The sequence below is a fragment of the Burkholderia sp. MSMB1078WGS genome (assembly GCF_001528895.1).
Classification (GTDB): domain Bacteria; phylum Pseudomonadota; class Gammaproteobacteria; order Burkholderiales; family Burkholderiaceae; genus Burkholderia.
Map to the genome: position 1 here is coordinate 1 of NZ_LPDI01000098.1, position 22,130 is coordinate 22,130.

General features: G+C 67.0%; 19 protein-coding genes and 1 pseudogene. 7 read left to right on the forward strand and 13 right to left on the reverse strand.

Features of this window, described 5'->3' with window-relative positions:
- The first annotated feature begins 385 nt into the window (after positions 1-385).
- The gene (locus tag WT24_RS24405; protein ID WP_156441864.1) at positions 386-1,435 is read left to right on the forward strand and encodes a hypothetical protein; all 1,050 of its coding nucleotides are present in this window, start codon (positions 386-388) and stop codon (positions 1,433-1,435) included.
- An 82-nt stretch (positions 1,436-1,517) separates the two neighbouring features.
- On the opposite strand, the gene WT24_RS24410 is transcribed toward WT24_RS24405, so the two are convergent.
- The 10 genes from WT24_RS24410 to WT24_RS24455 form a co-directional block, all read right to left on the reverse strand.
- Positions 1,518-2,963, reverse strand: a complete 1,446-nt coding sequence (locus WT24_RS24410) for an NAD-dependent succinate-semialdehyde dehydrogenase (RefSeq protein WP_060036103.1) — start codon at positions 2,961-2,963, stop codon at positions 1,518-1,520.
- Between the two features lie 153 nt (positions 2,964-3,116).
- Complete coding sequence (locus WT24_RS24415) at positions 3,117-4,427, reverse strand: cytochrome c (protein ID WP_060036104.1); 1,311 nt, start codon at positions 4,425-4,427, stop codon at positions 3,117-3,119.
- Positions 4,428-4,442: 15 nt separating this feature from the next.
- Positions 4,443-6,662, reverse strand: coding sequence for a xanthine dehydrogenase family protein molybdopterin-binding subunit (locus tag WT24_RS24420; protein ID WP_060036105.1), 2,220 nt, complete (start codon positions 6,660-6,662; stop codon positions 4,443-4,445).
- Position 6,663: 1 nt separating this feature from the next.
- Positions 6,664-7,119: a (2Fe-2S)-binding protein gene (locus tag WT24_RS24425; protein WP_059505285.1), complete on the reverse strand. Its 456-nt coding sequence runs from the start codon at positions 7,117-7,119 to the stop codon at positions 6,664-6,666.
- A 148-nt stretch (positions 7,120-7,267) separates the two neighbouring features.
- Positions 7,268-7,567, reverse strand: coding sequence for a putative quinol monooxygenase (locus tag WT24_RS24430; protein WP_006482784.1), 300 nt, complete (start codon positions 7,565-7,567; stop codon positions 7,268-7,270).
- A 93-nt stretch (positions 7,568-7,660) separates the two neighbouring features.
- Complete coding sequence (locus tag WT24_RS24435; RefSeq protein ID WP_060036106.1) at positions 7,661-8,719, reverse strand: NADP-dependent oxidoreductase; 1,059 nt, start codon at positions 8,717-8,719, stop codon at positions 7,661-7,663.
- A 234-nt stretch (positions 8,720-8,953) separates the two neighbouring features.
- On the reverse strand, positions 8,954-9,577 hold the full coding sequence (locus tag WT24_RS24440; protein ID WP_059789495.1) for a TetR/AcrR family transcriptional regulator: 624 nt from the start codon (positions 9,575-9,577) through the stop codon (positions 8,954-8,956).
- Between the two features lie 169 nt (positions 9,578-9,746).
- A complete protein-coding gene (locus WT24_RS24445) occupies positions 9,747-10,766 on the reverse strand; it encodes a DNA-binding protein (protein ID WP_059505280.1) in 1,020 nt (339 codons plus the stop codon).
- A gap of 339 nt (positions 10,767-11,105) precedes the next feature.
- Positions 11,106-12,026, reverse strand: coding sequence for an alpha/beta fold hydrolase (locus tag WT24_RS24450; protein ID WP_060036107.1), 921 nt, complete (start codon positions 12,024-12,026; stop codon positions 11,106-11,108).
- A 6-nt stretch (positions 12,027-12,032) separates the two neighbouring features.
- On the reverse strand, positions 12,033-12,854 hold the full coding sequence (locus WT24_RS24455) for a hypothetical protein (RefSeq protein ID WP_257127556.1): 822 nt from the start codon (positions 12,852-12,854) through the stop codon (positions 12,033-12,035).
- 177 nt (positions 12,855-13,031) lie between these two features.
- Between WT24_RS24455 and WT24_RS24460 the strand changes: the two genes are divergently transcribed.
- The 3 genes from WT24_RS24460 (at position 13,032) to WT24_RS24470 (ending at position 15,920) form a co-directional block, all read left to right on the forward strand.
- Entirely contained in the window at positions 13,032-13,697 is a 666-nt protein-coding gene (locus WT24_RS24460; protein WP_060036109.1) for a cation diffusion facilitator family transporter, read from the forward strand.
- Positions 13,698-14,169: 472 nt separating this feature from the next.
- Entirely contained in the window at positions 14,170-14,577 is a 408-nt protein-coding gene (locus WT24_RS24465) for a helix-turn-helix domain-containing protein (protein WP_059505272.1), read from the forward strand.
- A gap of 2 nt (positions 14,578-14,579) precedes the next feature.
- The gene (locus WT24_RS24470) at positions 14,580-15,920 is read left to right on the forward strand and encodes a type II toxin-antitoxin system HipA family toxin (RefSeq protein ID WP_060036110.1); all 1,341 of its coding nucleotides are present in this window, start codon (positions 14,580-14,582) and stop codon (positions 15,918-15,920) included.
- Between the two features lie 157 nt (positions 15,921-16,077).
- Here the strand turns inward: WT24_RS24470 and WT24_RS24475 are convergent, their stop codons facing one another.
- A complete protein-coding gene (locus WT24_RS24475) occupies positions 16,078-17,205 on the reverse strand; it encodes a 4-hydroxyphenylpyruvate dioxygenase family protein (protein ID WP_059505269.1) in 1,128 nt (375 codons plus the stop codon).
- A 358-nt stretch (positions 17,206-17,563) separates the two neighbouring features.
- Here WT24_RS24475 and shiA point away from each other — a divergent pair, with 358 nt between their 5' ends.
- Both shiA and WT24_RS24485 read left to right on the forward strand, forming a co-directional pair.
- Entirely contained in the window at positions 17,564-18,868 is a 1,305-nt protein-coding gene (shiA, locus tag WT24_RS24480; RefSeq protein WP_059505267.1) for a shikimate transporter, read from the forward strand.
- Positions 18,869-19,081: 213 nt separating this feature from the next.
- Positions 19,082-20,383: a UDP-N-acetylglucosamine 1-carboxyvinyltransferase gene (locus WT24_RS24485; protein WP_059505265.1), complete on the forward strand. Its 1,302-nt coding sequence runs from the start codon at positions 19,082-19,084 to the stop codon at positions 20,381-20,383.
- A 72-nt stretch (positions 20,384-20,455) separates the two neighbouring features.
- On the opposite strand, the pseudogene WT24_RS33595 reads toward WT24_RS24485, so the two are convergent.
- Positions 20,456-20,867, reverse strand: a pseudogene (locus WT24_RS33595) (PIN domain-containing protein).
- Positions 20,854-21,087: an AbrB/MazE/SpoVT family DNA-binding domain-containing protein gene (locus WT24_RS24490; protein WP_060036215.1), complete on the reverse strand. Its 234-nt coding sequence runs from the start codon at positions 21,085-21,087 to the stop codon at positions 20,854-20,856. The pseudogene WT24_RS33595 and the gene WT24_RS24490 overlap by 14 nt, the downstream one beginning before the upstream one ends.
- A 165-nt stretch (positions 21,088-21,252) precedes the next feature.
- On the opposite strand from WT24_RS24490, the gene WT24_RS24495 reads away from it, so the two are divergent.
- Positions 21,253-22,023, forward strand: a complete 771-nt coding sequence (locus WT24_RS24495; protein WP_059505261.1) for an IclR family transcriptional regulator C-terminal domain-containing protein — start codon at positions 21,253-21,255, stop codon at positions 22,021-22,023.
- The last annotated feature ends 107 nt before the right edge of the window (positions 22,024-22,130 follow it).

Consider the following 22,130-nt stretch of genomic DNA (forward strand, 5'->3'; position numbering starts at 1 on the left):
CAGCCGGACAGCTTACGCGGCCCGAAAGCGGACATTTCTATGTAGCCAAAAGCGGACATTTCAATCTAGCTACTACAACCAAAACTATCGATAATTCACGTTATGTAAAATTTAGTACCTTGGCTCATTAGTGTGTCACTTCCTGTCCCATTCCAAGAACTGCTTGATCCATCCAGCCAGTCCGATGCGTGACTAACACCCGGCACCCCTCGGTTCCCCGGGCGGCTCACAACGGCTCGTCCCGAGCGTCCTTCCTCCTGTGTCCTTCATCCCGCGACGTCGGGCAGCGCTGTCGGCCCATAAGCCATCTGCGTGCGCCGGCTCGTCGTTGATGCATGCCCGTTCGCGGGCCCTTTCCCATCCACGAAATCACCGGAGCCCGTTCATGGATATCGATTGTCACCGTATCGGCGGCACCTTGGGGATCGCCGCATGTTCGTTTGCCGCCGCACTTTCTTTCGCCGCGCAGGCGCAAGGGGCGACCGCCTGCTATGCCGTCGCCATGCGCGGAGGGCCGCTCTACGTCACGTCGGATGTGTTGCGCGAAGCCGCGCTCAGGGTCGCGAACGCGAAAGTCGACACTGCCGAGCATATGCCGCTGAGACCGGAAGCGCCCCCGCCCGACCCGAAACGTTGCGACGGGGCGAACGATCACCTTCCTGCGGCCGGTCCCGACAAGCGCAACTACTTCGGCAACGTCGTGAGCCCGTTGAAATTCCTGCGTCTCGCGGCCTATCAATGCGCTGGTGCAGAAGGCCGGAGCCAGTTCTTCTCGATGAACGAGGCCATTTATTATCGCCAGTGCGGAGGCGGACAATACTCGAACTACATTCACTTCTGGGGCCGAGCGAACGGGAACCCGAGCACGTGTTTCGCCAGCGACTACCCGACGATGTTTGCCAGGGCCGCCAAAGACAGGACGTCGGCGGAACTGCTCAAAGCGATGAAGACGGTTTACGCGGGCGGCCTGAGCGGAGCCGCCGCGAACGATCAGGCGCTCGGCAACGCGATGGCGGCGATCCTGATCGCCGAAAGCAATCGCGACTATCTCGTCAATCTCGAGAACTACATGCTGCTGGACCTGGCCGACCTGAAGAAAGCCACGCCGGAGCAAATCATCGGGGGCCACTGCGTGCCGAATGCCGACTCCTGCCAGAACCGTCGCGAGTCGCAGGACGGCAAGCACCCGCTCGCGTGGGGCGGCGCGCAGGAAACCATGATGGTGAACGGCTGGGGCCAGGCGGCAGGCGCCAATAGCCCCTTCGGCATGAGATTCGAAGGCCATCTGTCCGGCGAGTGGGCGGTCGCGAAAGAAAAGGTCAAAAGCGCGAAGGTCGCCGAATGCGGCGAGTTTCCGCCCAGCTACGGAGATCTGAACCCCGACCAGCAGAACGCAGTGAAAAGTGTCTTCGAGGGCATTCTGCCGATCCGCTGAGGTTCGCCGTCGGTCGACGCGCCCGAAAAAAAGCCGCCGCCCCCTACTCGGAAGCGGCGGCCTCGCGATGCTCGACCTGTCGTCAAACCGCCATCACGGTCACCGACTTCGTGACGAGATACGGCTCCAGCGCTTCCGGCCCGCCCTCCGACCCGTAGCCCGAATCCTTCACGCCGCCGAACGGCATTTCCGGCCACGGCGTCGCCGGCTGGTTGATCCACAGCATCCCGACCTCGAGGCGCTGCGTCAGCAGATGCACGTTCGCGAACGAGCGCGTGAACGCGTAGCCGGCCAGCCCGAACGGCAGACGGTTCGCCTCGGCGATCGCGTCCTCGAGCTTGTCGAAGCCGCGAATCGCCGCGACCGGGCCGAACGGCTCGTTGTTGAACACGTCGGCTTCGAGCGGCACGTTCGCGATCACGGTCGGAGCGAAGAAGTTGCCTTCCGCGCCGATGCGCTCGCCGCCGGTCTCGATGCTCGCACCGACCTTGCGCGCGTTGTCCACGACCGACGCCATCGCGGTCAGCCGTCGCGGGTTCGCGAGCGCGCCGAGCGTCGTGCCTTCGTCGAGGCCGTTGCCGACCTTCAGCCCTTCCGCATGCTTGACCAGCGCGCGCGTGAATTCGTCGCGGATGCTGTTGTGCACGAGGAAACGCGTCGGCGAAATGCAGACCTGCCCCGCGTTGCGGAACTTCGCACCGCCGGCGGCCTTCACCGCGAGCGCGACGTCCGCATCCTCGGCGACGATCACCGGCGCGTGGCCGCCCAGTTCCATCGTTGCGCGCTTCATGTGCTGGCCCGCGAGCGCGGCCAACTGCTTGCCGACCGGCGTCGAACCCGTGAACGTGACCTTGCGGATCACCGGGTGCGGAATCAGGTACGACGAGATTTCGGCCGGATCGCCGTACACGAGGCCGATCACGCCGGCCGGCACGCCTGCGTCGACGAACGCGCGCAGCAGCGCGGCCGGCGATGCCGGGGTTTCTTCCGGCGCCTTCACGAGGAACGAACAGCCGGTCGCGAGCGCCGCGCTCAGCTTGCGCACCACCTGGTTGACCGGGAAATTCCACGGCGTGAACGCCGCGACCGGGCCGACCGGCTCCTTCACGACCGTCTGCTGCGCACCGAGGTTGCGCGGCGGCACGATCCGGCCGTACACGCGGCGGCCCTCGTCCGCGAACCATTCGATGATGTCGGCCGCCGACAGCACTTCGATGCGCGCTTCGGTGAGCGGCTTGCCCTGCTCCTGCGTCATCAACTGCGCGATCGTGTCCGCGCGTTCGCGCACCAGTGCGGCCGCCTTGCGCATCGTCGCCGCGCGCTCGTGAGCGGGCACCTTGCGCCATGCTTCGAAGCCGCGCTGCGCGGCGGCGAGCGCGCGGTCGAGATCGGCGATGCCCGCGTGGGCCACCTTGCCGATCGGCTTGCCGGTCGCCGGGTTCACGACGTCGATCGTCTTGCCGCTCGCGGCGTCGACCCACTCGCCGTCGATCAGCAGTTGCGTATCCGTATAAGTCACGTTAGCCATCCAGACACCCCTACATTGCGTCGATAAAACGCGCGCTGCCGCGAACGGCCGCGCGCCGGTTGACAGAAAAAGCCACGCCGCCGGGGCAGGCACGCACCGGGCGGCATGGGCGGCAGGCACGGCGGCCCGCCATCGTTGCGCAGCGTGCCGCGCTCAGTGCGCGGCCGCCGTCGCCTTGCGGAGTTTCGCGACGTCCGCCGCCTGCACCGCCGGCGCGCCGTTGTTCCAGCCGGCGCGCATGAACGTCAGCACGTCGGCGATCTGCCGGTCGTTCAACTGGTTCGAGAATGCCGGCATCGGATAGGCGGACGGCACGCCGCCGATCACGAGCGTGTCGCTGCCGTTCAGCGTCACGTTGATCAGCGACGACGCATCGGCCTCCAGCACGTTCGGATTGCCGGCGAGCGGCGCAAGCAGCGGCGCATAGCCGCGCCCGTCCACGCCGTGGCAGTGCAGGCAGTAAGCGTTATACACCTTCGCGCCCGGATCGGTTGCCGGTCGGCCCAGCGCGGCCTGCGTCGCCTTCGGATCGTAGCGGTACGGCGGCGCGCCCGTGCCGCCTGCCGCCGGCAGCGATTTCAGGTAGCGCGAGATCGCGGCCAGATCATCGTCGGTCAGTTCCTGCGTGCTGTGGTTGATCACGCTCACCATCGAGCCGAACGCGGTCGCGTGCTGGTTCGCGCCGGTCTTCAGGAACTGCGCGACGTCGGCCTCGTTCCAGCGGCCGAGCCCCGTATTGTGCTCGCCGGTCAGGTTCGATGCGAACCAGTTGTCGATCGAGGCGCCCGACAGGAACGCCGCGCCGCTTTCGTCGAGCGCCTTCTCCTGGAAGCCGACGCCGCGCGGCGTGTGGCACGAACCGCAGTGTCCGAGCCCCTGCACGAGATACGCGCCGCGGTTCCACATCGCGTCCTTCGCCGGCTTGTCCGCGTAGGGCGTCGTGTCGAGGAACACCATGTTCCACAACGCGAGCGGCCAGCGCATGTTGAGCGGCCACGGGATGTCGGACGGCCGGTTCGCCTGCTTCACCGGTTCGACGCCGTGCATGAAGTACGCATACAGCGCCTTCACGTCGTCGTCCTTCAGCTTCGCGTACGACGGATACGGCATCGCCGGATACAGGTTGTGACCGTCCTTCGCGACGCCCTTGCGCAACGCGCCGGCGAAATCGGCTTCGGTATAGCCGCCGATGCCCGTCTCCGGATCGGGCGTGATGTTGGTCGTGTAGATCGCGCCCATCGGCGTGACCATCTTCAGGCCGCCGGCGAACGGCGTGCCGCGTGGCGCGGTGTGGCACGCGACGCAGTCGCCGGCTTTCGCGAGATACGCGCCGCGCGCGACGAGCGCGCTGTCGGCGGGCGCCGGCTGCGCGGCATGCGCGACCGTGCCGACCGCCAGTGCGGACAGCGCGAGCAACGAGGCGCGGAGCGCATTCAGGCTCGGGTTCAGGGTGAGATGTCGCATGGTCGTCCCCTCCCCTCAGGCCGTTTTCAGCTGGTTGCCGACCGGCAGCTTGCGCAGCCGCGTGCCGGTGGCCGCGAAGATCGCGTTCGACAGCGCCGCCGCGGTCGCGGCCGTGCCCGGCTCGCCGATTCCGCCCGGCGCTTCGCCGCTTTTCACCAGATGGACTTCGATCGGCGGCGTCTCGTTGATTCGCATCACCCGGTAGTCGGTAAAGTTGGTCTGCACGACGCGGCCGTCCTCGATCGTGATCTCGCCGTACAGCGCGCCCGTGATCCCGAAGACGATGCCGCCCTGCACTTGCGCCTCGATCGTGTTCGGATTCACGTACATGCCGCAGTCGACCGCGCACACGACGCGCTTGACCTGCACCTCGCCGCCATCCACCGCCACGTCGATGACGATCGAAAAGAAGCTGCCGAACGCGTGCATGACCGACACGCCGCGCCCTTGCCCCTTCGGCAGCGACGCGCCCCAGCCGGCCGCCTTCGTGGCGACGTCGAGCACGTTGCGCGCGCGCGGCGTCTTGTCGAGCAGTGCGCGGCGGTACTGCACCGGGTCGGTCTTGGTCTGCGCGGCCAGTTCGTCGATGAAGCTCTCGACGACGAACGTGCTGCGCGTGGGCCCGACGCCGCGCCAGAAGGCGGTCGGCACGTGGCGCGGCTCCTGGCGCACGTAGTCGACGAGCTGGTTCGGCAGGTCGTACGGCAGCTCGGCCGCGACCTCCACCGCGTCGGGATCGACGCCGTCCTTGACCGCGGGCGGCGCGAAGCGCGCGAGAATCGACGAGCCGACGATCCGGTGCTGCCACGCGATCGGCTTGCCGTTCGCGTCGAGGCCGGCCGAGATCGTGTCGTAGTAGCACGGCCGGTACATGTCGTGCTGGACGTCTTCCTCGCGCGTCCAGATCACCTTCACCGGCGCCGCGACCTGTTTGCCGACCTTCACGGCTTGGCCGACCATGTCGGTTTCGAGCCGCCGGCCGAACCCGCCGCCGAGCAGATGGTTGTGCACGACGATCTTGTCCGGCGCCAGCCCGGTCAGTTGCTGCGCCGTGTCGCGCACGCGGGTCGGCACCTGCGTGCCGACCCAGATCTCGCAGCCGTCGCCGCGCACGTGCACCGTGCAGTTCACGGGCTCCATCGTCGCGTGGGCGAGCAACGGCTGTTCGTAGACGGCGTCGACGCGCGTCTTCGCGTTCGCGAACGCCTTGCCGACGTCGCCTTCCTTGCGCGCGACCGCGCCCTTGCCGTTCGCCGCCGCATGCGCGAGATCCGCGAAAAGATCCTTCGTCGACACCTTTGCGTCCGCGCCTTCGTTCCACTTCACGACGAGCGCCGATGCGCCGCGCTTCGCGGCCCACGTGTGATCGCCGACCACCGCGACCGCGTTGTCGACGCGCACGACCTGGCGCACGCCGGGGATCTTCCTCGCGGCCGTGTCGTCGACGCTCGCGACCGTGCCGCCGAACACCGGGCTGTTCACGATCACCGCGTACAGCATGCCGGGCACGCGCACGTCGAGCCCGAACTGCGCGGTGCCGTCGACCTTCTCCGGCGAATCGAGGCGCTTCGCGGGCGTGCCGATCAGCTTGAAATCCGCCGGCTGTTTCAGCACGACGTCCTTCGGCACCGGCAGCTTCGCCGCGGCGTCGGCCAACTGGCCGTACGATGCGCGCCGGCCGCTCTGCGCATGCTGCACTTCGCCGTTCGCCGCGCGGCAACTGGCCGGATCGACGTTCCATTGCTTCGCGGCCGCCGCGACCAGCACCGTGCGCGCCGTGGCGCCCGCGCGGCGCAGCGGTTCCCACGCGTAGCGCACCGACGTCGAGCCACCGGTGAGCTGGCCGCCGAGCAGCGGGTCGAGGAACAGCTTCTCGTTCGGCGGCGCATGATCGAGCGTCACGCTCGACAGCGGCACTTCGAGCTCTTCCGCGATCAGCATCGGCAGCGCCGTATAGACACCCTGCCCCATCTCGACCTTCGGCATCACGAGCGTGACCTTGCCGGCGCGGTCGATCTGCACGAATGCGTTCGGTGCGAACACGCCGGGCGCAGCGGGTTCGGCTGCGTCGCCGCCGATCACCGAGCGGCGCGCATCGTCGCCCGCCGCCGGCAGGCTGAAGCCGAGCAGCAAGCCGCCGCCGGCCGCCGCGCCGAGCGACATCCCAAGTTTGAGAAACCCGCGGCGCGACACGCCCGCGCCGGCCCGACCTGCTTCGATCAGTCCACGTGACATGTCAGGCCTCCTTCGCGGCTTGTTTGACGGCCGCGCGAATCCGGTGATACGTGCCGCAGCGGCAGATGTTGCCGGCCATGGCCGCATCGATGTCGGCATCGCTCGGATTCGGGTTCGCCGCGATCAGCGCGGTGGCGGCCATCACCTGCCCCGACTGGCAGTAGCCGCACTGGACGACGTCGAGCTCGCGCCACGCCTGCTGGACCTTGTGGCCGGCCGGCGTTGCGCCGACGGCTTCGATCGTCGTGATCTTGCGGCCCGCGACGGCCGCGACCGGCAGCACGCACGAACGCGCGGCAACGCCGTCGAGATGCACGGTGCACGCGCCGCATTGCGCGATCCCGCAGCCGAACTTGGTGCCGGTGAGGCCGACGACGTCACGCAACACCCAGAGCAAGGGCATGTCGTCGGGGGCGTCGACCGAGCGGGTTTCGCCGTTGATGTTGAGGGTGATCATTCAGCCTCCGGGGCCGTTGTATTGGGGAAGCGGCGCGAACGGGGCGTGCTGCGCCGTGGGGTCGTCGTCGCCATTGCGTCGTGCGCAACGGCTGCCGCGCGGCCCGGGTGCGGGCGAGCCGCGGCGGTGGTGTTGCATGCTTGCGTCGTTACTCGGCCACGTCGATGCCCGACAGCACCTTGATGACCGGCGGTGCGGTGAACCAGTCGGCCGACTTCGTACGGAATTCGCCGAAATACGGGCTCGCGAGGTGTGCGTCGAACGCCGCCTGGTCGTCGTAGATTTCGTACAGATGCAGGTTCGGCGAACCGTCCTGCTCGCGGAACAGGTCATAGCGCCGGTTGCCCGGTTCGGTGCGCGTCTTGGCGACCATGCTGCGCAGTTCGGCCTCGGCGGCCTGCGCGTGTTCGGGTTTCAGGAACAGCGAAGCAATCACGTGAAGCGCCATTTTTTTCCACTCCTTTGAAAACGGAAACGAGCATGCCACAAGCCGGCGTCTCGCGACGCCAGCGTGCAGCGGTGGTCTATCGCCGAGCGGGGATCAGGCCAGTTCGTCCGGGCCGACCCGCACGACGACCTTGCCGAAATTCTTGCCGGCGAGCAAACCGATCAGCGCTTGCGGCGCGTCGGCGAGATCGGGAACGACGTCCTCGAGCGTCTTCACCTTGCCTTGCGCGACCCACTCGCTCATGTCCTTCAGGAACGGCGCATAGCCGGTTGCATAGTGATCGAGAATGATGAAACCCTGCACGCGGATGCGCTTGCGCAGGATCGCGCCCATCAGCGCCGGCACGCGGTCGCGGCCGGTCGACACGGCCTTGTCGTCGTATGCCGCGTCGTTGTAATGCGCGATGATTCCGCAGACGGGCACGCGCGCATGGTCGTTCAGCAGCGGCCACACCGCGTCGAACACGGCGCCGCCGACGTTTTCGAAATAAATGTCGATGCCGTTCGGGCACGCGTCCTTCAGCTTGGCGGCAAACGCCGGATCGCGATGGTCGACGCACGCGTCGAAGCCGAGCGTGCCGGTCACGTACGCGCACTTGTCGGCGCCGCCCGCGACGCCGACCACGCGGCAACCCTTCAGCTTCGCGATCTGTCCGACCACCGCGCCGACCGCGCCACTCGCGGCCGCGACGACCACGGTTTCGCCGGCCTTCGGTTCGCCGATCGTCAGCAGCCCTGTGTACGCGGTGAAGCCCGGCATGCCCAGCACGCCGAGCGCGTACGACGGGTGCGCGAAGTCGCGGCCGAGCGGGATCAGGTCGCGCCCGTCGGACAGCGCATAGTCCTGCCAGCCGGCGCTGGCCACGACGAGATCGCCTTCGCGAAACGCCGGCAGGTTCGACGCCACCACGCGGCTGACCGTGCCGCCGACCATCGGCTGGTCCAGCTCGGCCGGCGGCGCATAGGACGGCGCGTCGCTCATCCGGCCGCGCATGTACGGGTCGAGCGACAACCAGACGGTGCGCAGCAACACCTGGCCGGGGCCAGGCACCGGCACGTCGCCGGTTTCGGCGCGGAAGTTGTCCGGCGTCGGTGCGCCGACCGGGCGCGAATTCAGGACAATCTGGCGGTTTGCGGTTTTGCTTTGCGGCATGTGAGCCTCCGTCAACGGGAATGAACGTGCTGCGTGCGCACGCTCGGATCAGGGATGGACCAGCGGAAAGGGTGCGCCTGCGGCGGCGTCGGCGGTCGAGCCGGTGCGATCGCAGGCAGGCGATTGGAACGATCGGGACAGCGTAACGCGGTGTGAGGCATTCGTCATGAATGATTGAGTAGACCAGTCGTCTAGAATCAGGGCAAAAACAAGGCGCGCCCAAGCGCGCCCGGATTACGACTGCGCCCCGTTGCGTGGCGCGGCAGGCGGCAGGTTCAGCATGCGCCGCGTTTCGGCCATCGCCCTTTCGAGCGGTTTGCGGTTGCGGTGAATCTTTTCCAGCAGCGTCGCGCCCAGCCACAGCTCGTACAGGATCGCGGCGGTGTACGACGGATCGTCGACGCCGCTCAGCGAACCGTCGGCGAGGCCGGCCTCGATGCCGCCCGCGAGCCGCTCGATGATCTGGCTGGTGCCGCGCCGCAGTACCGTGCGCATCGCTTCCGACAGATCCGACACTTCCGCACCGAGCTTCACCGCGAGGCACTTGCCTTCCGGATCGTCCGCGCATTGCGTGTGCAGCCAGTTGCCCCAGTACGTCATCAGGCGCTCGGCGCCGGTGCCGGCCTGCTGCTTGAGCAGGTTGTCGAGATGCGCGAGATAGCCTTCGAAATACGATTCGAGCAGCGCTTCGCCGAATGCCTCTTTCGAGCCGAAATAATGGTAGAACGAGCCCTTCGGGATGCCCGCCGCGGCGAGAATCTCGTTCAGACCGACCGCCGAGAACCCCTTGTGGAGCATGATCGGCTTCGCGATATTCAGGATGTGCTGGCGGACTTCGGCGCCTGAAGATGCATTCATGATGGCGTATGGTAGCAACGATTAGACCGGTCGTCTAGTAATGTCGAACCGGCATGTTGAGCGGCACTTTACCCGATCCCCGCCACGGGCCCAATGCCTGGCCGGCGCGCTTCTCGCCTGCCCGGGGCGTACGCGCGTGGCACGACATCGCGGCGACTCGGTTGCGCCGTCAGCGCGGCGCTTCGTCGGCGCGCTTTCTCATGCGCGCCCGACGCTCGCTCCGTTCGGCGGCCGGGGCACTCTTGACCCCGCGCAACGGCGGCCGCCGCAACAGTGCCGCCATCTCGCGCCTCAACGCATCGAGTTCGTTGCCGCGCGCCGCCTCGGTCGCCAGTGCGCCATCGAGCTGCCCTTGAAGCACGCCGCAGCGATGCAGCGCGTCGCCGAGTTGTGCCTGTAGCGCGGCCATTTCTTTCCGCTGCTGCGCATCGCGTTGTTCCGCGCGCGATGTCGCCGCGTCGAGTTCCTTTTGCAATCGCGCGGCGGCGAGCCGCTCGCGATCGATTTCCTGAAGCGCCCGCTTCTCCGATGCGCGCAGGCGCTCCTCGGCGCGGCGGGCGTCGTCGCGTAACCGGTCGAGCTGGGTAGTGAAATCCGCACGGGCCTCGGCGAGCGCACGATCGCCCTCCGCGTTGTCGGCCGTCAGGCGTTCGATATCGGCTTGCAGCGCTTGCCGGGAGGCATCGTCGGCCGCCCTCGCCTGCTCCAGCTCCTGAATGCGGACCTGCGCGGCCAGCAACGCAGCCGTGCGTTGCTCCAGCGCGGTTTCGGTGCGGGCCAGTTCGGCCTGCAACGTCGCGACTTCCGTTTGCGCCGTGGCTCGCTGCGCTTCGACTTCCGCGCGCAGCGCGTCGAGGGCCGCTGCCGCAGCGGTGCTCGACCGGTTCCACAGCGCCGCGACGAGTTCACCGGCCGCCGCCTGCAGATCGGCCGGCAGGTCCGGATGCTCGATGCGCACGCGGCTTTTTTCCCGCAGCTCGGCCCAGAACTCGCCGAGAACGGCCGTCGGCGTGCTCATGCTGCCCTTGCGAACGAGCTGGTACAGGCGGTTCGCCGTCGGCGTGATGCCGAAGCGGAAGAACAGCAGCGCGCAGACTTCGCGGTACAGCTCGCGTGTTTTCGGGAAGTCGGCCTTGAGGCGCTCGATTTCGGCGGTCAGGCGAGGTTCATCGGCGACGAGATCGGACATGGCGGGTTCTATCGAGGAATTTCGTCGATAATATAACGTAAACCGTTAAATATCCAATCATCGGCCGGTTTCAGTTTGACATTATTTCTATAATGTCGAGAATTTCTCAGGGGAAGATGAACGAAGCCGGCCCCGCTCGTTACAGCGTGGCGCGGTGCGGCATCGAAACGCCGGAATCCCCTATCGGGTCATGTCCGCAGATTTCACCGAGCGTCTCGGGGCATCCGCTGGATCGGGACAGCCGCCCTTTGCACGGCAGCCGAACAAGTACGATCGCGCCACACGCGCGGCAACCAAACACCAGCGTGGGCGCGCCGACGGCGCGAAGCGCGCCTGCCTTCAGCGGCCGGGCGCCGCTTCCCTGAAGAAGTCGATCAATTGGCGCGTCAGGAAGGCCGGATTCTCGTCCGGCAGCCAATGGCCGGTGTTCGGCGCAACGGCTCCGCGCACGTCCAGCGCCAGCTCCCTCGCCATGTCGAGTTCCTTGGCGCCGTTGCTCTTGTCGCCGGCGAGCGCCAGCACCGGCATCGGGAGCTTGTGCTTCATGAACGCCTTGAACTGCGTCTCGTCCTGCGCAAACGCGCGATAGAGTTCGAATCCGGCGCGTAGCGCGCCTGGCGCCGCATAAGCGGCGGCGTAGACGGCGATATCGTCGTCCGACAGTGGGACGTGGGTTCTCTTCTTGTAGAAATCGAGGATGTACGCGTGCTCCTTGCCCGCAATCAGCATTTCGGCGATATCGCGCTGCTGATGCAAGCCGAAATGCCAGATCTGCGGATCGGCACGGGCCTTCGCTTCGTCCCAGATTCGCGTGCCCGGCACCGGAACGTCGAGCATCGCAAGCTTCGCGATCTCGGCAGGCCATTGCGCGGCGTACGCGTAGGCAACCATCACGCCGATGTCGCGGCCGACGAGGTGAATGCGCGTCGCGCCCAACTGGCGGACGAGCGCCCGGATGTCGCCTGCCATCGAGGCCTTGTCGTAGCCGCCGAGCGGCTTGTCCGATTCGCCCGCGCCGCGGTAATCGACCGCGACGACGCGATACCCCTCTTCCGCCAGCACCGGCATCACGTGACGCCACGTGTACCAGGTTTGCGGCCAGCCATGCAGCAGGATCACCATCTCGCCGTCGTCCGGCCCGCCGGTCACGTAATGGAGGCGTACGTCGTCGACCTGCGCGTAGCGCCGGCTGAATCGCTGATGGAAACCGGCCGGCAAGCCGGCCGCCGGCATCCCTGACATCGATCGTTCATTCTGCATGGGTCGTCATCCGTTACGTTGCCGGTCGCTCAGACTGTCGACCTGCTTCACGCCCCGGAGCAGCCATGGCCGAAGTTGCCTCGTGAGGAGCGGCATGATGATCCAGGTCAGCGACGAAGTCAGGAGTGCGGAGCTGAGCGCGAGTTGGACAGGACGCTCCAGCGCGGGAAGGAGCGCGTTCAGAAGGAAGGTGATCGACAGCAGGGCCGGATAAACCGCCAGCCACGTCACGAGAAACGTCTTCCACTTCGGTGCAGCGGGCTTGCCGGCAATCGCGAACCACGCATTCATGCCGACGGCGGCGTCGCGATGTTCGTCCGATATCTCGTCGCCCTTCGCAACCAGCTTTCGCCGTTCCCCGGAGGCCTCCCACGCATGCAGGTGCTCCGGCGAGTCGAAACGATAAACCAGATAGTTGATGCCGCTTGAATCGCTCAGGCGAACGTTTCCGAGATGCCCCGGGTAACGCCGCGCTGCCGCGTCGATCTCGCGCGCCCATCGATCGAATTGCCTTTCCCGTCCCGGATGAACGACGCGGCCGACGACGATCGTGCTCGACTCGCGAATCGTGTCCGACGGGGAAAGGCGTTGACTGTCGTGCATCTGATTGCTGAAGCGAAGGGGCGGTACATTTCGTCGCTCGGCGGTGCCCGATGGCGTCCGAGAAAAAACAGACGCCGTTTGGGCGAACATGCCGGGCTGTCGCGCGAGCAAATCACGGTCCTGCCCGCACGCCGGCAGCGGCGCTTGTCGCGCTTCGACGCTCGCGCGAGCGGCCTGCGTCGACGGCGCGGCAGCCTCATGCGATGCCGTCGAATTCGCTACCAACGAACGCGCGCTGTAATTTTTTCAGCATGATCGAAAGCGTGGGGGCGCTACGGGTGAGCGGAAAGTGGATCGCCGGGGGCCTAATCGTCGCTCAGGGCCTTCGTTCGGTCTGTCATTCGCGTGCCACCGTAGGCCGGTAACGTTCGAAGCCGCCCCGATTCCGACAAGCGAACCGACATGCAGCGCCCGTCGCGCGCCACGCCCCACGTTTACGCAGCCACGTCCCGCGCCCTCGCTATCAGCCTCGCGATCAACCTGCTGCTGCTCGCCGTCGAGACGGCGGCGGCATGGTTCGCGCATTCGTCGGGGCTGCTCGCGGACGTCGCGCACGCCGCGATCGATCTTGCGGCCGATGCGCTGATCCTCGTCGCCTGCCGGTTCGACGCGCGCCTGCCGCCGGAGCGGCGCCCGACCTACGAGCCGCTCGCACTCGCGGGCCTCGGCGCGTTGCTGGTCGCGACCGGCGCGCAGATGATCTGGCATGCGCTGACCCGGTTCGATACGCCGCCCGTCGTGCAGCCGGGCGCGACCGCGCTCGCGCTGGCTGCCGTCACGCTCGCCGGCAAGGCCGTGCTGTCGTACTGGATGCTGCGCCAGGCGCGCGAGACCGGCTCCGCGCTACTCGAGGCGAGCGGCTGGCACGTGCGGACCGATGCGCTGTCGTCGTTGCTCGCGGCGCTCGCGATGAGTGCGGCGCTGCTCGGCTTCGGCCGCCTCGACGATCTGGCGGCGCTCGCGATCGGTGCGCTCGTGATCCGCACGGGCGCCGGGTTCATCCGGCGCGGCTATGCGCAGTGGCCGGCACTGGCCGATTGGGCGAATCGCTCGACGCGCGGGTCGTGAACGCGGATCGTCGCGCCGCTCGTCGATGCTTCGATGCGCGTGATCGACTGCACGGAATGAAGAAGAGGCTCGCCCCCGCGAGCCTCTTTTGCGAGATGTCGCCATCGGCATGTCGTTCCTGGCGTACCGATGCTATCGCCCACCCGAGCGGCACGACACTCCCGGGCAAAATCCGCACGAGCGCCGCCGGGCAACGGCCGCGGCATACACATCGGACGGTTTCGCGCAATGGAATATCGGGCCGCCTTGCACGGCATCCCGCGACGCACACGTGTGCGCCGCAGGCGGCGTGATGGGGGGATGCGCGGGCATCGTGCGCGACGACCGCAGGCGGGTTGACCGATCGGGCTCCGCGTAACAGGCTATTGCTTGTATTTTGTTAATACAGTCTGTAGTATGTATTTTGACGATACATGCCATAGACTGTATTTTCAGATTACAAACGATCACCTGTCATCTCGCGGAGCGCCCGATGGCCTTTCCTGTCCAGACCTTGACCCAATTGCGCCCGATCCTCGTCGGTTTCCGCAAATCCGCGGGGCTCACGCAGGCGCAACTGGCCGCCCGCCTCGGCATCACCCAGCAATCTTATGCTCAGCTCGAAGCCAACCCGTCGGCGGTCAGCATCGAACGGCTTTTCAAGGTGATGAACGCGCTTGGCGTTCGCATGTTGCTCAGCCTCGACGAGCGGGATGCACCGGCGGAAGCGGCCGATTCGGCTCCCGATGCCGAACCGGTGGTGCGCCGCAAGCCGGTCGCGAGCAAGCGCGGCACCACGGCCGCCACAACCCCGACCGGGGCCGCCGTTAGAACTGCGCGGAAGCGCCCGACAGCGACGACTCGGGCCAGGCCTCGCGCGTCGGAGCGGGAGGACTGGTGACGATGGTCGCACGCGCCCGCAGCAACCGGCTCGACCTGTGGATGAACGGCATTCCTGTCGGCTACTGGGAAATCCGGCGTGGGGTCGAGCGTCTCGTCTACCTGCCGGACTGGCTCGACGATCCCCAGGGCCGGCCGCTGTCGTTGTCGCTGCCCTTCACGCCCGGCAACCAGCCGCACCAGGGCGCGATCGTGGCCGACTACTTCGACAATCTGCTGCCGGACAGCGAGCCGATCCGCCGTCGCATCGCGCAGCGTTACCGGCTCCGGTCGACAGCGCCATTCGACTTGCTCGCGTCGATCGGCCGCGATTGCGTCGGCGCGATTCAAATGCTGCCGCCCGACGAGACACCGGTCAATCTCAACGGAATCGAAGGCGCGCCGCTCGACGACGCAGCCGTTGCCGATGCGCTGCGCCACGCGACCGCCGCGCCGCTGCCCGGCCACGGGGAACCGCACGGCGACCTGCGCCTGTCGATTGCCGGCGCGCAGGAAAAGACCGCGCTGCTGCGTCAGCGCAACCGCTGGCTGCGGCCGTCGGGCAGCACGCCGACGACCCACATCTTCAAGCTGCCGCTCGGGCGCGTCGGCAACATGCAGGCCGACATGCGCACGTCCGTCGAAAACGAATGGTTGTGCTCGAAGATCGTCGCCGCGTACGGCTTGCCGGTCGCACCGTGCGAAATCGGCCGGTTCGACGATCAGAAGGCGCTGATCGTCGAGCGCTTCGACCGGCGCCCGTCGCGCGACGGCTCGTGGATCCTGCGGCTGCCGCAGGAGGACATGTGTCAGGCGACCGGCACGCCGTCGGGGGCGAAATACGAAGCGGACGGCGGCCCCGGCATCGAGACGATCATGGGTATCCTCGCGAATTCGGCCGACGCTTCCCGCGACCGGATGAATTTCTTCGTCGCACAGCTCGTGTTCTGGGTGTTGGCTGCGATCGACGGCCACGCGAAGAACTTCAGCATCGCGCACCTGCCCGGTAATACGTATCGCAGCACGCCGTTGTACGACGTGCTGTCCGCGCATCCGATCATCGGTACGCGCCGCAATCAGATCCCGCCGAGCCGCGCGCGCCTCGCGATGGCCGTCTGCGGGAAGAATCGGCACTACGTGATCGGGGAAATCCGGCCGCGCCACTGGATCGCACAGGGCCGGCGCGTCGGCCTGACCGAAGACGACGTGCGGGCCGCGATGACGGCCGTCGCTGCACGGACGGAGCCCGCGATTGCCGAAGCCGCCGCACAGATCCCGGCGGATTTTCCGGCGGACGTGGCAGACGCGATATTCGCGGGCATGCGTCGGCAAAGCCGCAAACTCGCGGCGGCCGGCGCGGCGTGACAAATCGACCGGCCGCGACGGGCTGCCGGTCTTCGCCGCAATACTTCGACCCTCGGTCGACGGGCGGTCCTGGCAGGACCGAAGCGGTTATGCCGCCGCAGATACAGACATCGAACGCCCGCCCCGAACCGCTTGCCGGCCGCCGGCGCCTGATCGTTCAGCCGGCGTCGCGCGCGCGGGCGAGTGCCGCGAGGTTGCCCTCGCCGAACCCGTGGTGCCCCTTGCGCTGCACGATCTCGAAGAAGATCTCGCCGGGGCGGCGTTTGACGAAGGTCTGGAAGAACAGTCTCGGCACCCCGTCGTCGCCGATCTCGCCGTCGACCAGCACCGCGCGGCGGCGCAGCGCGTCGAGATCGACACCGTGCGCGGGCAGCCGCGCGTCGACGTCGTCGTAATAGCGTACGGGCGGCTCGATGAATTCGACGCCGTTCGCGCGCAACGCATCGACGCACGCCAGGATGTCGTCGGTGGCCAGCGCGACGTGCTGCACGCCCTCGCCCGGATGGTCGGGCAGGTACGCATGCATCAGCTCGGTGCGCCGCGTACCTTCCTCGTAGACCGGAATCCGCACCGCGCCGCACGGCGACACCATCACGCGCGATTCCTCCGACACATGCCAGTGCGCGTCGATCTGGTGGATCTCGCGAAAATGCAGCAGGTCGTGGTAGAAATCCAGCCACTCCTGCATGCGGCCCGCGCCGACGGTTTGCGTGAAGTGGTCGACCTGCTGCAGGCCGACGCCCGCGCAATCGAGATCGGTATGCGCGGTCGCGATGTCGATCGGCCGGAAATCGATGTCGAAGATCGAGATGTCGCCGACGCCGCCGCGCTGGCCGCCCCGCCCGCGCCAGCGATCGACGAAATACAGGTGCGAATCGCCGATGCCCTGGATCGCCGGGATCCTCAGCTCGCCGACGCCGACCTTTTCGCCTTCGAACGCCCACGCCCCGAGCTGGATCGCGCGCTCGAACGCGCGCCGGGCGTTCGCCACGCGCAACCCGATCGCGCAGACGCCCATCCCGTATTCCTCCGCATAGCGCGCGGCGAACGAATCGGGCTCGGCGTTGATGAGGAAATGCATCTGCCCCTGCCGGTACAGCGTGACGTTCTTGCTGACGTGCCGCGCGATCGCCTTGAACCCGAACTGCTCGAAGCGCTGCGCGAGCGCTTCCGGCACGGGCGCCGCGAATTCGACGAATTCGAGGCCTGCCATCCCGAGCGGATTGGCGGCCGGATCGGCAACGGGCGGCGTATCGCTGGACAAGGGGTGGAAATTGCCGGGCATTCCAGTCTCCGGGGGCATGCGGTCGATGGGGGTTCGTGCCCGTCGCGTGCGGCATGCGCGGCCGATGCGGCGGCCTCGCGTCCGCCCCGAACGGGCGAGTTGTCGATGTTGCAGATTTTAACCAGATCGTTCACCGCGGCACACCCCGGCCAAACGGCATATCGTCGCGCCGCTTAGTGCAAACCCCAAAATCGTTCGATAATCGCACGTAATTGAACGATAATCGCGCACATTGTCCGATTGGCCAATTGCCGCCGTGCGGCCCGCGCCCTATTCTCCGTTCACTCATCGACTTCAATGCAGCATCGGACGCGGCGCCGCCACGATTCCACGATGCGCCGTGCCAGGAGACATCGCCATGACCCCCACCTTCGACACCCTCGACACCGCCGGCGCTCGCGCTCGCAGCCAGGCCCGCAAGGCTGCGATCGGCAGCTTTGTCGGCGCCGTCGTCGACTGGTACGACTTCCTGCTGTACGGGATCGTCGCCGCGCTGGTGTTCAATTCCGAGTTTTTCCCGAAAGTCAGCCCGACGATGGGCACGCTCGCGGCATTCGCCACCTTCGGCGTCGGCTTCCTGTTCCGGCCGCTCGGCGGCATCGTGTTCGGCCACTACGGCGACCGGCTCGGCCGCAAGCGGATGCTCGTGCTGACCGTCATGCTGATGGGGCTGTCGACGGTCGCGATCGGCCTGCTGCCGACGTTCTCGACGATCGGCTGGTGGGCGCCCGTGCTGCTGGTGCTGATGCGCGCGATCCAGGGCTTCGCGGTCGGCGGCGAATGGGGCGGCGCGGCGCTGATGGCCGTCGAGAGCGCGCCGAAGCAGAAGAAGGCGTTCTACAGCAGCGGCGTGCAAGTCGGCTACGGCGTCGGGCTCGTGCTGGCCACCGGCATCGTCTCGATCCTGAGCCATACGCTCGGCGAGGCGGCGTTCAAGTCGTGGGGCTGGCGCCTGCCGTTCGTGTTCAGCATCGTGCTGGTGCTGATCGGACTGTGGGTGCGCAAGAACATGGACGAATCGCAGGAGTTCGTCGAGAAGGTCGAGCACGGCAACCGCAAACTGCGCCTGCCGGTGCTGGAGGCGCTGACGCGCCACCCTAAGGCGTTCCTGCTGATCGTCGCGCTGCGGCTCGCCGAACTGTTCACGATGTATATCGTCACCGCGTTCGCGCTCAGTTATTCGACGACGAACCTCGGCATGTCGCGTGACCTGTTCCTGAACATCGGCCTGCTGGTGGGCGCGGTGAGCTGCGTGACGATCCCCTGCTTCGCATGGCTGGCCGACCGCTACGGCCTGCGCCGCATCTACCTGATCGGCGCGCTGATCGGCCTCGTATCGGCGGTGCCGTTCTTCGTCGCGCTGGAAGCTCGATCGATCGCGTGGATCGTGATCTTCTCGATCCTGCTGGCGAACGCCGCGCACGACATGGTCGTGAGCGTCCAGCAGCCGCTGTTCACCGAGCTGTTCGGCGCCGAATACCGCTACAGCGGCGCGGGCGTCGGCTACCAGTTCGCGAGCGTCGTAGGCGGCGGGTTCACGCCGTTCATCGCGGTCGGCCTCGTCAGCGTGGCAGGCGGTTCGTGGCACCTCGTCGCCGGCTATCTGGCGTTCGGCTGCCTGATCTCGCTGGCGGTCGCCGCGCGGATGCGGGCGGCGCAATGACGGCCTGACCGTTGGCCGACCCGATTCGCGGTCGGCCAACGCGGCGGTCGTTCGGCCATGCCGGCCGGCATTCGACCCGCCGCATCGCGGCGCGACGTCAAACACTGTCAGTTACGCGCGCCGATTCCCCTTTTCCCCTCCGAACACTCCACGCCGCATGCCGACCAATGGCATCATATGGGCCTACGTCAGTCACCGATACGCCCCCATATCATGTCGAATCTCATCGTCCACGGCGGCACTCCGCTGCGCGGGGACATCAAGCCGTCCGCGAACAAGAACGCCGTCCTGCCGATTCTGTGCGCCACCCTGTTGACCGATCAGCCGCTGCGCCTCGTCGGCGTGCCGGACATCACCGACGTACGCAAGATCCTCGACATCTTCCGCACGCTCGGCAGCGACGTGTCGGTCGATTTCACGACGGGTCTGCTCGAGCTTCACCATCGCAACACGCAATTCGATCCGGCCATCCACCGGCTGCCCGAGGCGATGCGTTCGTCGATCATGCTGATTCCGCCGCTGCTCGCGCGCTTCGGCGTCGCGCGCCTCGAGAACGACGTGAAGGGCTGCACGCTTGGCGTGCGCGAGATCGATCCGCACGTCGAGGTGTTCGAACGTTTCGGCGCACACATCGAGCGCACGCCCGATTCGCTGATCGTCCGTACCGACGGGCCGCTGACGGCCAACGCTCATTGGCTCGACTACGCGTCGGTGACGACCACCGAGAACTTCGCGCTGTGCGCGACGGCCGCGAACGGCACGTCGACGTTGATGAACGCGGCCTCCGAGCCGCACGTGCAGGAGTTCTGCCAGTTCCTCGCGATGATCGGCGTCGCGATCGAGGGCATCGGCACGTCGCGGCTCTGCGTGACGGGCGGCGGCAAGCTCGGCGGCGGCGAGTTCCGCTTCGCCGAGGATTTCCATGAAATCGCGACGTTCCTTGCGCTCGGCGCGATCACGGGCGGCGACATCACGGTGCGCAATTCGTCGCCCGAGCATTTCCCGCTGATCGACCGCACGTTCGCGAAATTCGGCGTCACCGTCACGCACCGGGACGGCTGGTCGCGCGCGGAGCGCGACGGCCCGCTGCGCGTGCGCCGGCCGTTCACGCAGAACATCCTGACCAAGGTCGAGGCCGCGCCATGGCCGTACCTGCCGGTCGACCTGCTGCCGATCTTCATCGCGCTCGGCGTGCGCGCGGAAGGCAGCGCGATGTTCTGGAACAAGGTCTACGACGGCGCACTCGGCTGGTCCGGCGAACTGTCGAAGTTCGGCGCGCACGTGTTGTTGTCCGACCCGCACCGGCTGATCACGTTCGGCGGACTGCAACTGACGCCGGCGCGCGTCGAGAGCCCGTACATCATCCGCGTCGCGATCGCGCTGCTGATGGTGGCCGCGAGCATCGAAGGCCGCTCGGAAATCATGAACGCGCTGCCGATCCGCCGCGCGCATCCGCATTTCGTCGAGAACCTGCGTTCGGTCGGCGCGAACGTCGAGTGGACGAGCAGCGAGTAAGGCCATGGCGGATGCGGCGCGCGTAACGGTCGCGTCGCATCCGGTTCCTCCGCTTTTCCGGTTCGTCCGCCCTCAAGCAAACGGGTTGCGCAATACCGGACCGCCTCCACTTGCAGGCCGCCGTACATGGCTTCGGTGTACAGATATTCGCCCCCTCGATCGAAGCAGTTGCCACGATGCATGCGTCGTAGAAGGACAAGCGATGCCACTCCGCCAGCCGCCGCGCGAGGTCGTGCGCATCGACGGTGAGCGGCACGACATGGCACAAACGCCTGATCGGCTCCAGAAACTCCCCTACCTCGCGCCACGGCATCCGCAGTTTGCGGTTGCAGACACTGGCGATCTCATTCAATACCTGGACGCTGATGGTTGGCCGGCGAAGGAACAGCGCCTCCGCACGATTTGCCTTGGTTTCGTCGTCGGACAGCAGATAAAGCACGACATTGCTGTCGACGAACGATTTCTCCGTCTCAATCCTGCTCATTCGCATCGTCCCGGCTGAACTTGAAATCCGCGGGCAACTTGCCCCTGAAACGCCGCAGTCGCTCCAGAATCTCGTCGGGCCTCGGCTTGCGGCTTACCGCGAAAACGCGGGGACTGTCGACCACGATCTCGATATCGTCGCCTTCGCGCAATTCCAGTGCGTCGACCACACTGGCCGGAAGCCGAACCGCCAGGCTATTGCCCCATTTAGCGACCTGCATCCGAGCCTCCATGGATATACGTCGTCGTTTGTATATTGTTGGTGCGAATCCGCAATTCGACTGAATGGACAATTGGGCCGGGCACGCGCGCCCCATTACCCATGATTCGCGCGATAATCGCTCACTTCCGCGCGAATAACGCGCATCCACTGCCCGCCTGCGACGATGAAAAAGCCGGATCTCGACCGACGCGACTGGATTGCCGGCCTCGAAAAAGGCCTGATGATCCTGGAGGCGTTCGACAGCCAGCACGCGCGCATGACGCCCACGCAGGCCGCCGCCCGCACCGGCCTCACGCGCACGGCCGCGCGGCGCTACCTGCTGACGCTCGAGTCGCTCGGCTACGTGTACACCGACGGCAAGCTGTACGGGCTCACGCCGCGCGTGCTGCGGGTCGGCTGGTCGTACTTCGATTCGGCGCGGCTGCCGCGCACGGTCCAGCCTTATCTGCAGCAACTGAGCGCGTCGCTGAACGAATCGGCGTACGTCAGCGTGCTCGACGGCTGGGAGCTCGTGTTCATCGCCCGCAACGGCGTGTCGCGCGTGATGACGACGGGCTTCGTGCTCGGCGCACGCGTGCCGGCGCCGCTGACGTCGCCCGGTGTCGTGCTGCTCGCCCATCATCCCGACCGCGAGGCCGTGCGCGCGTGGCTCGACGAGACCGAGTTGCCGCCGTTCACGCCGCACACGATCACCAACAAGGCGCGGCTGCTCGAACAGGTCGACCAGGCGCGCGACGCCGGCTACGCGGCGATCGAGCAGCAGTTGCAGGTTGGCGTGCGCGGGATCGCGGTGCCGCTGAAGAACCGTCACGGCGAAGTCGTCGCCGCGCTGAGCACGAACATGCCGATCGGCGCGGAGACGACCGACGCGGCCGTGCGGCGCGTGCTGCCGCATCTGCAGGAAGCGGCGCTCGCGATGCTCAACGTGCTGTAGCGCACCTTGCTCGCCGCGAACGGCCCCGGTGCAACGCCTGCAACCCCGCTACGTAACGAATAGCGCCCTGCGCCGCAACCGGCAGTCCGTCGGCCGGTTTTTGCCCT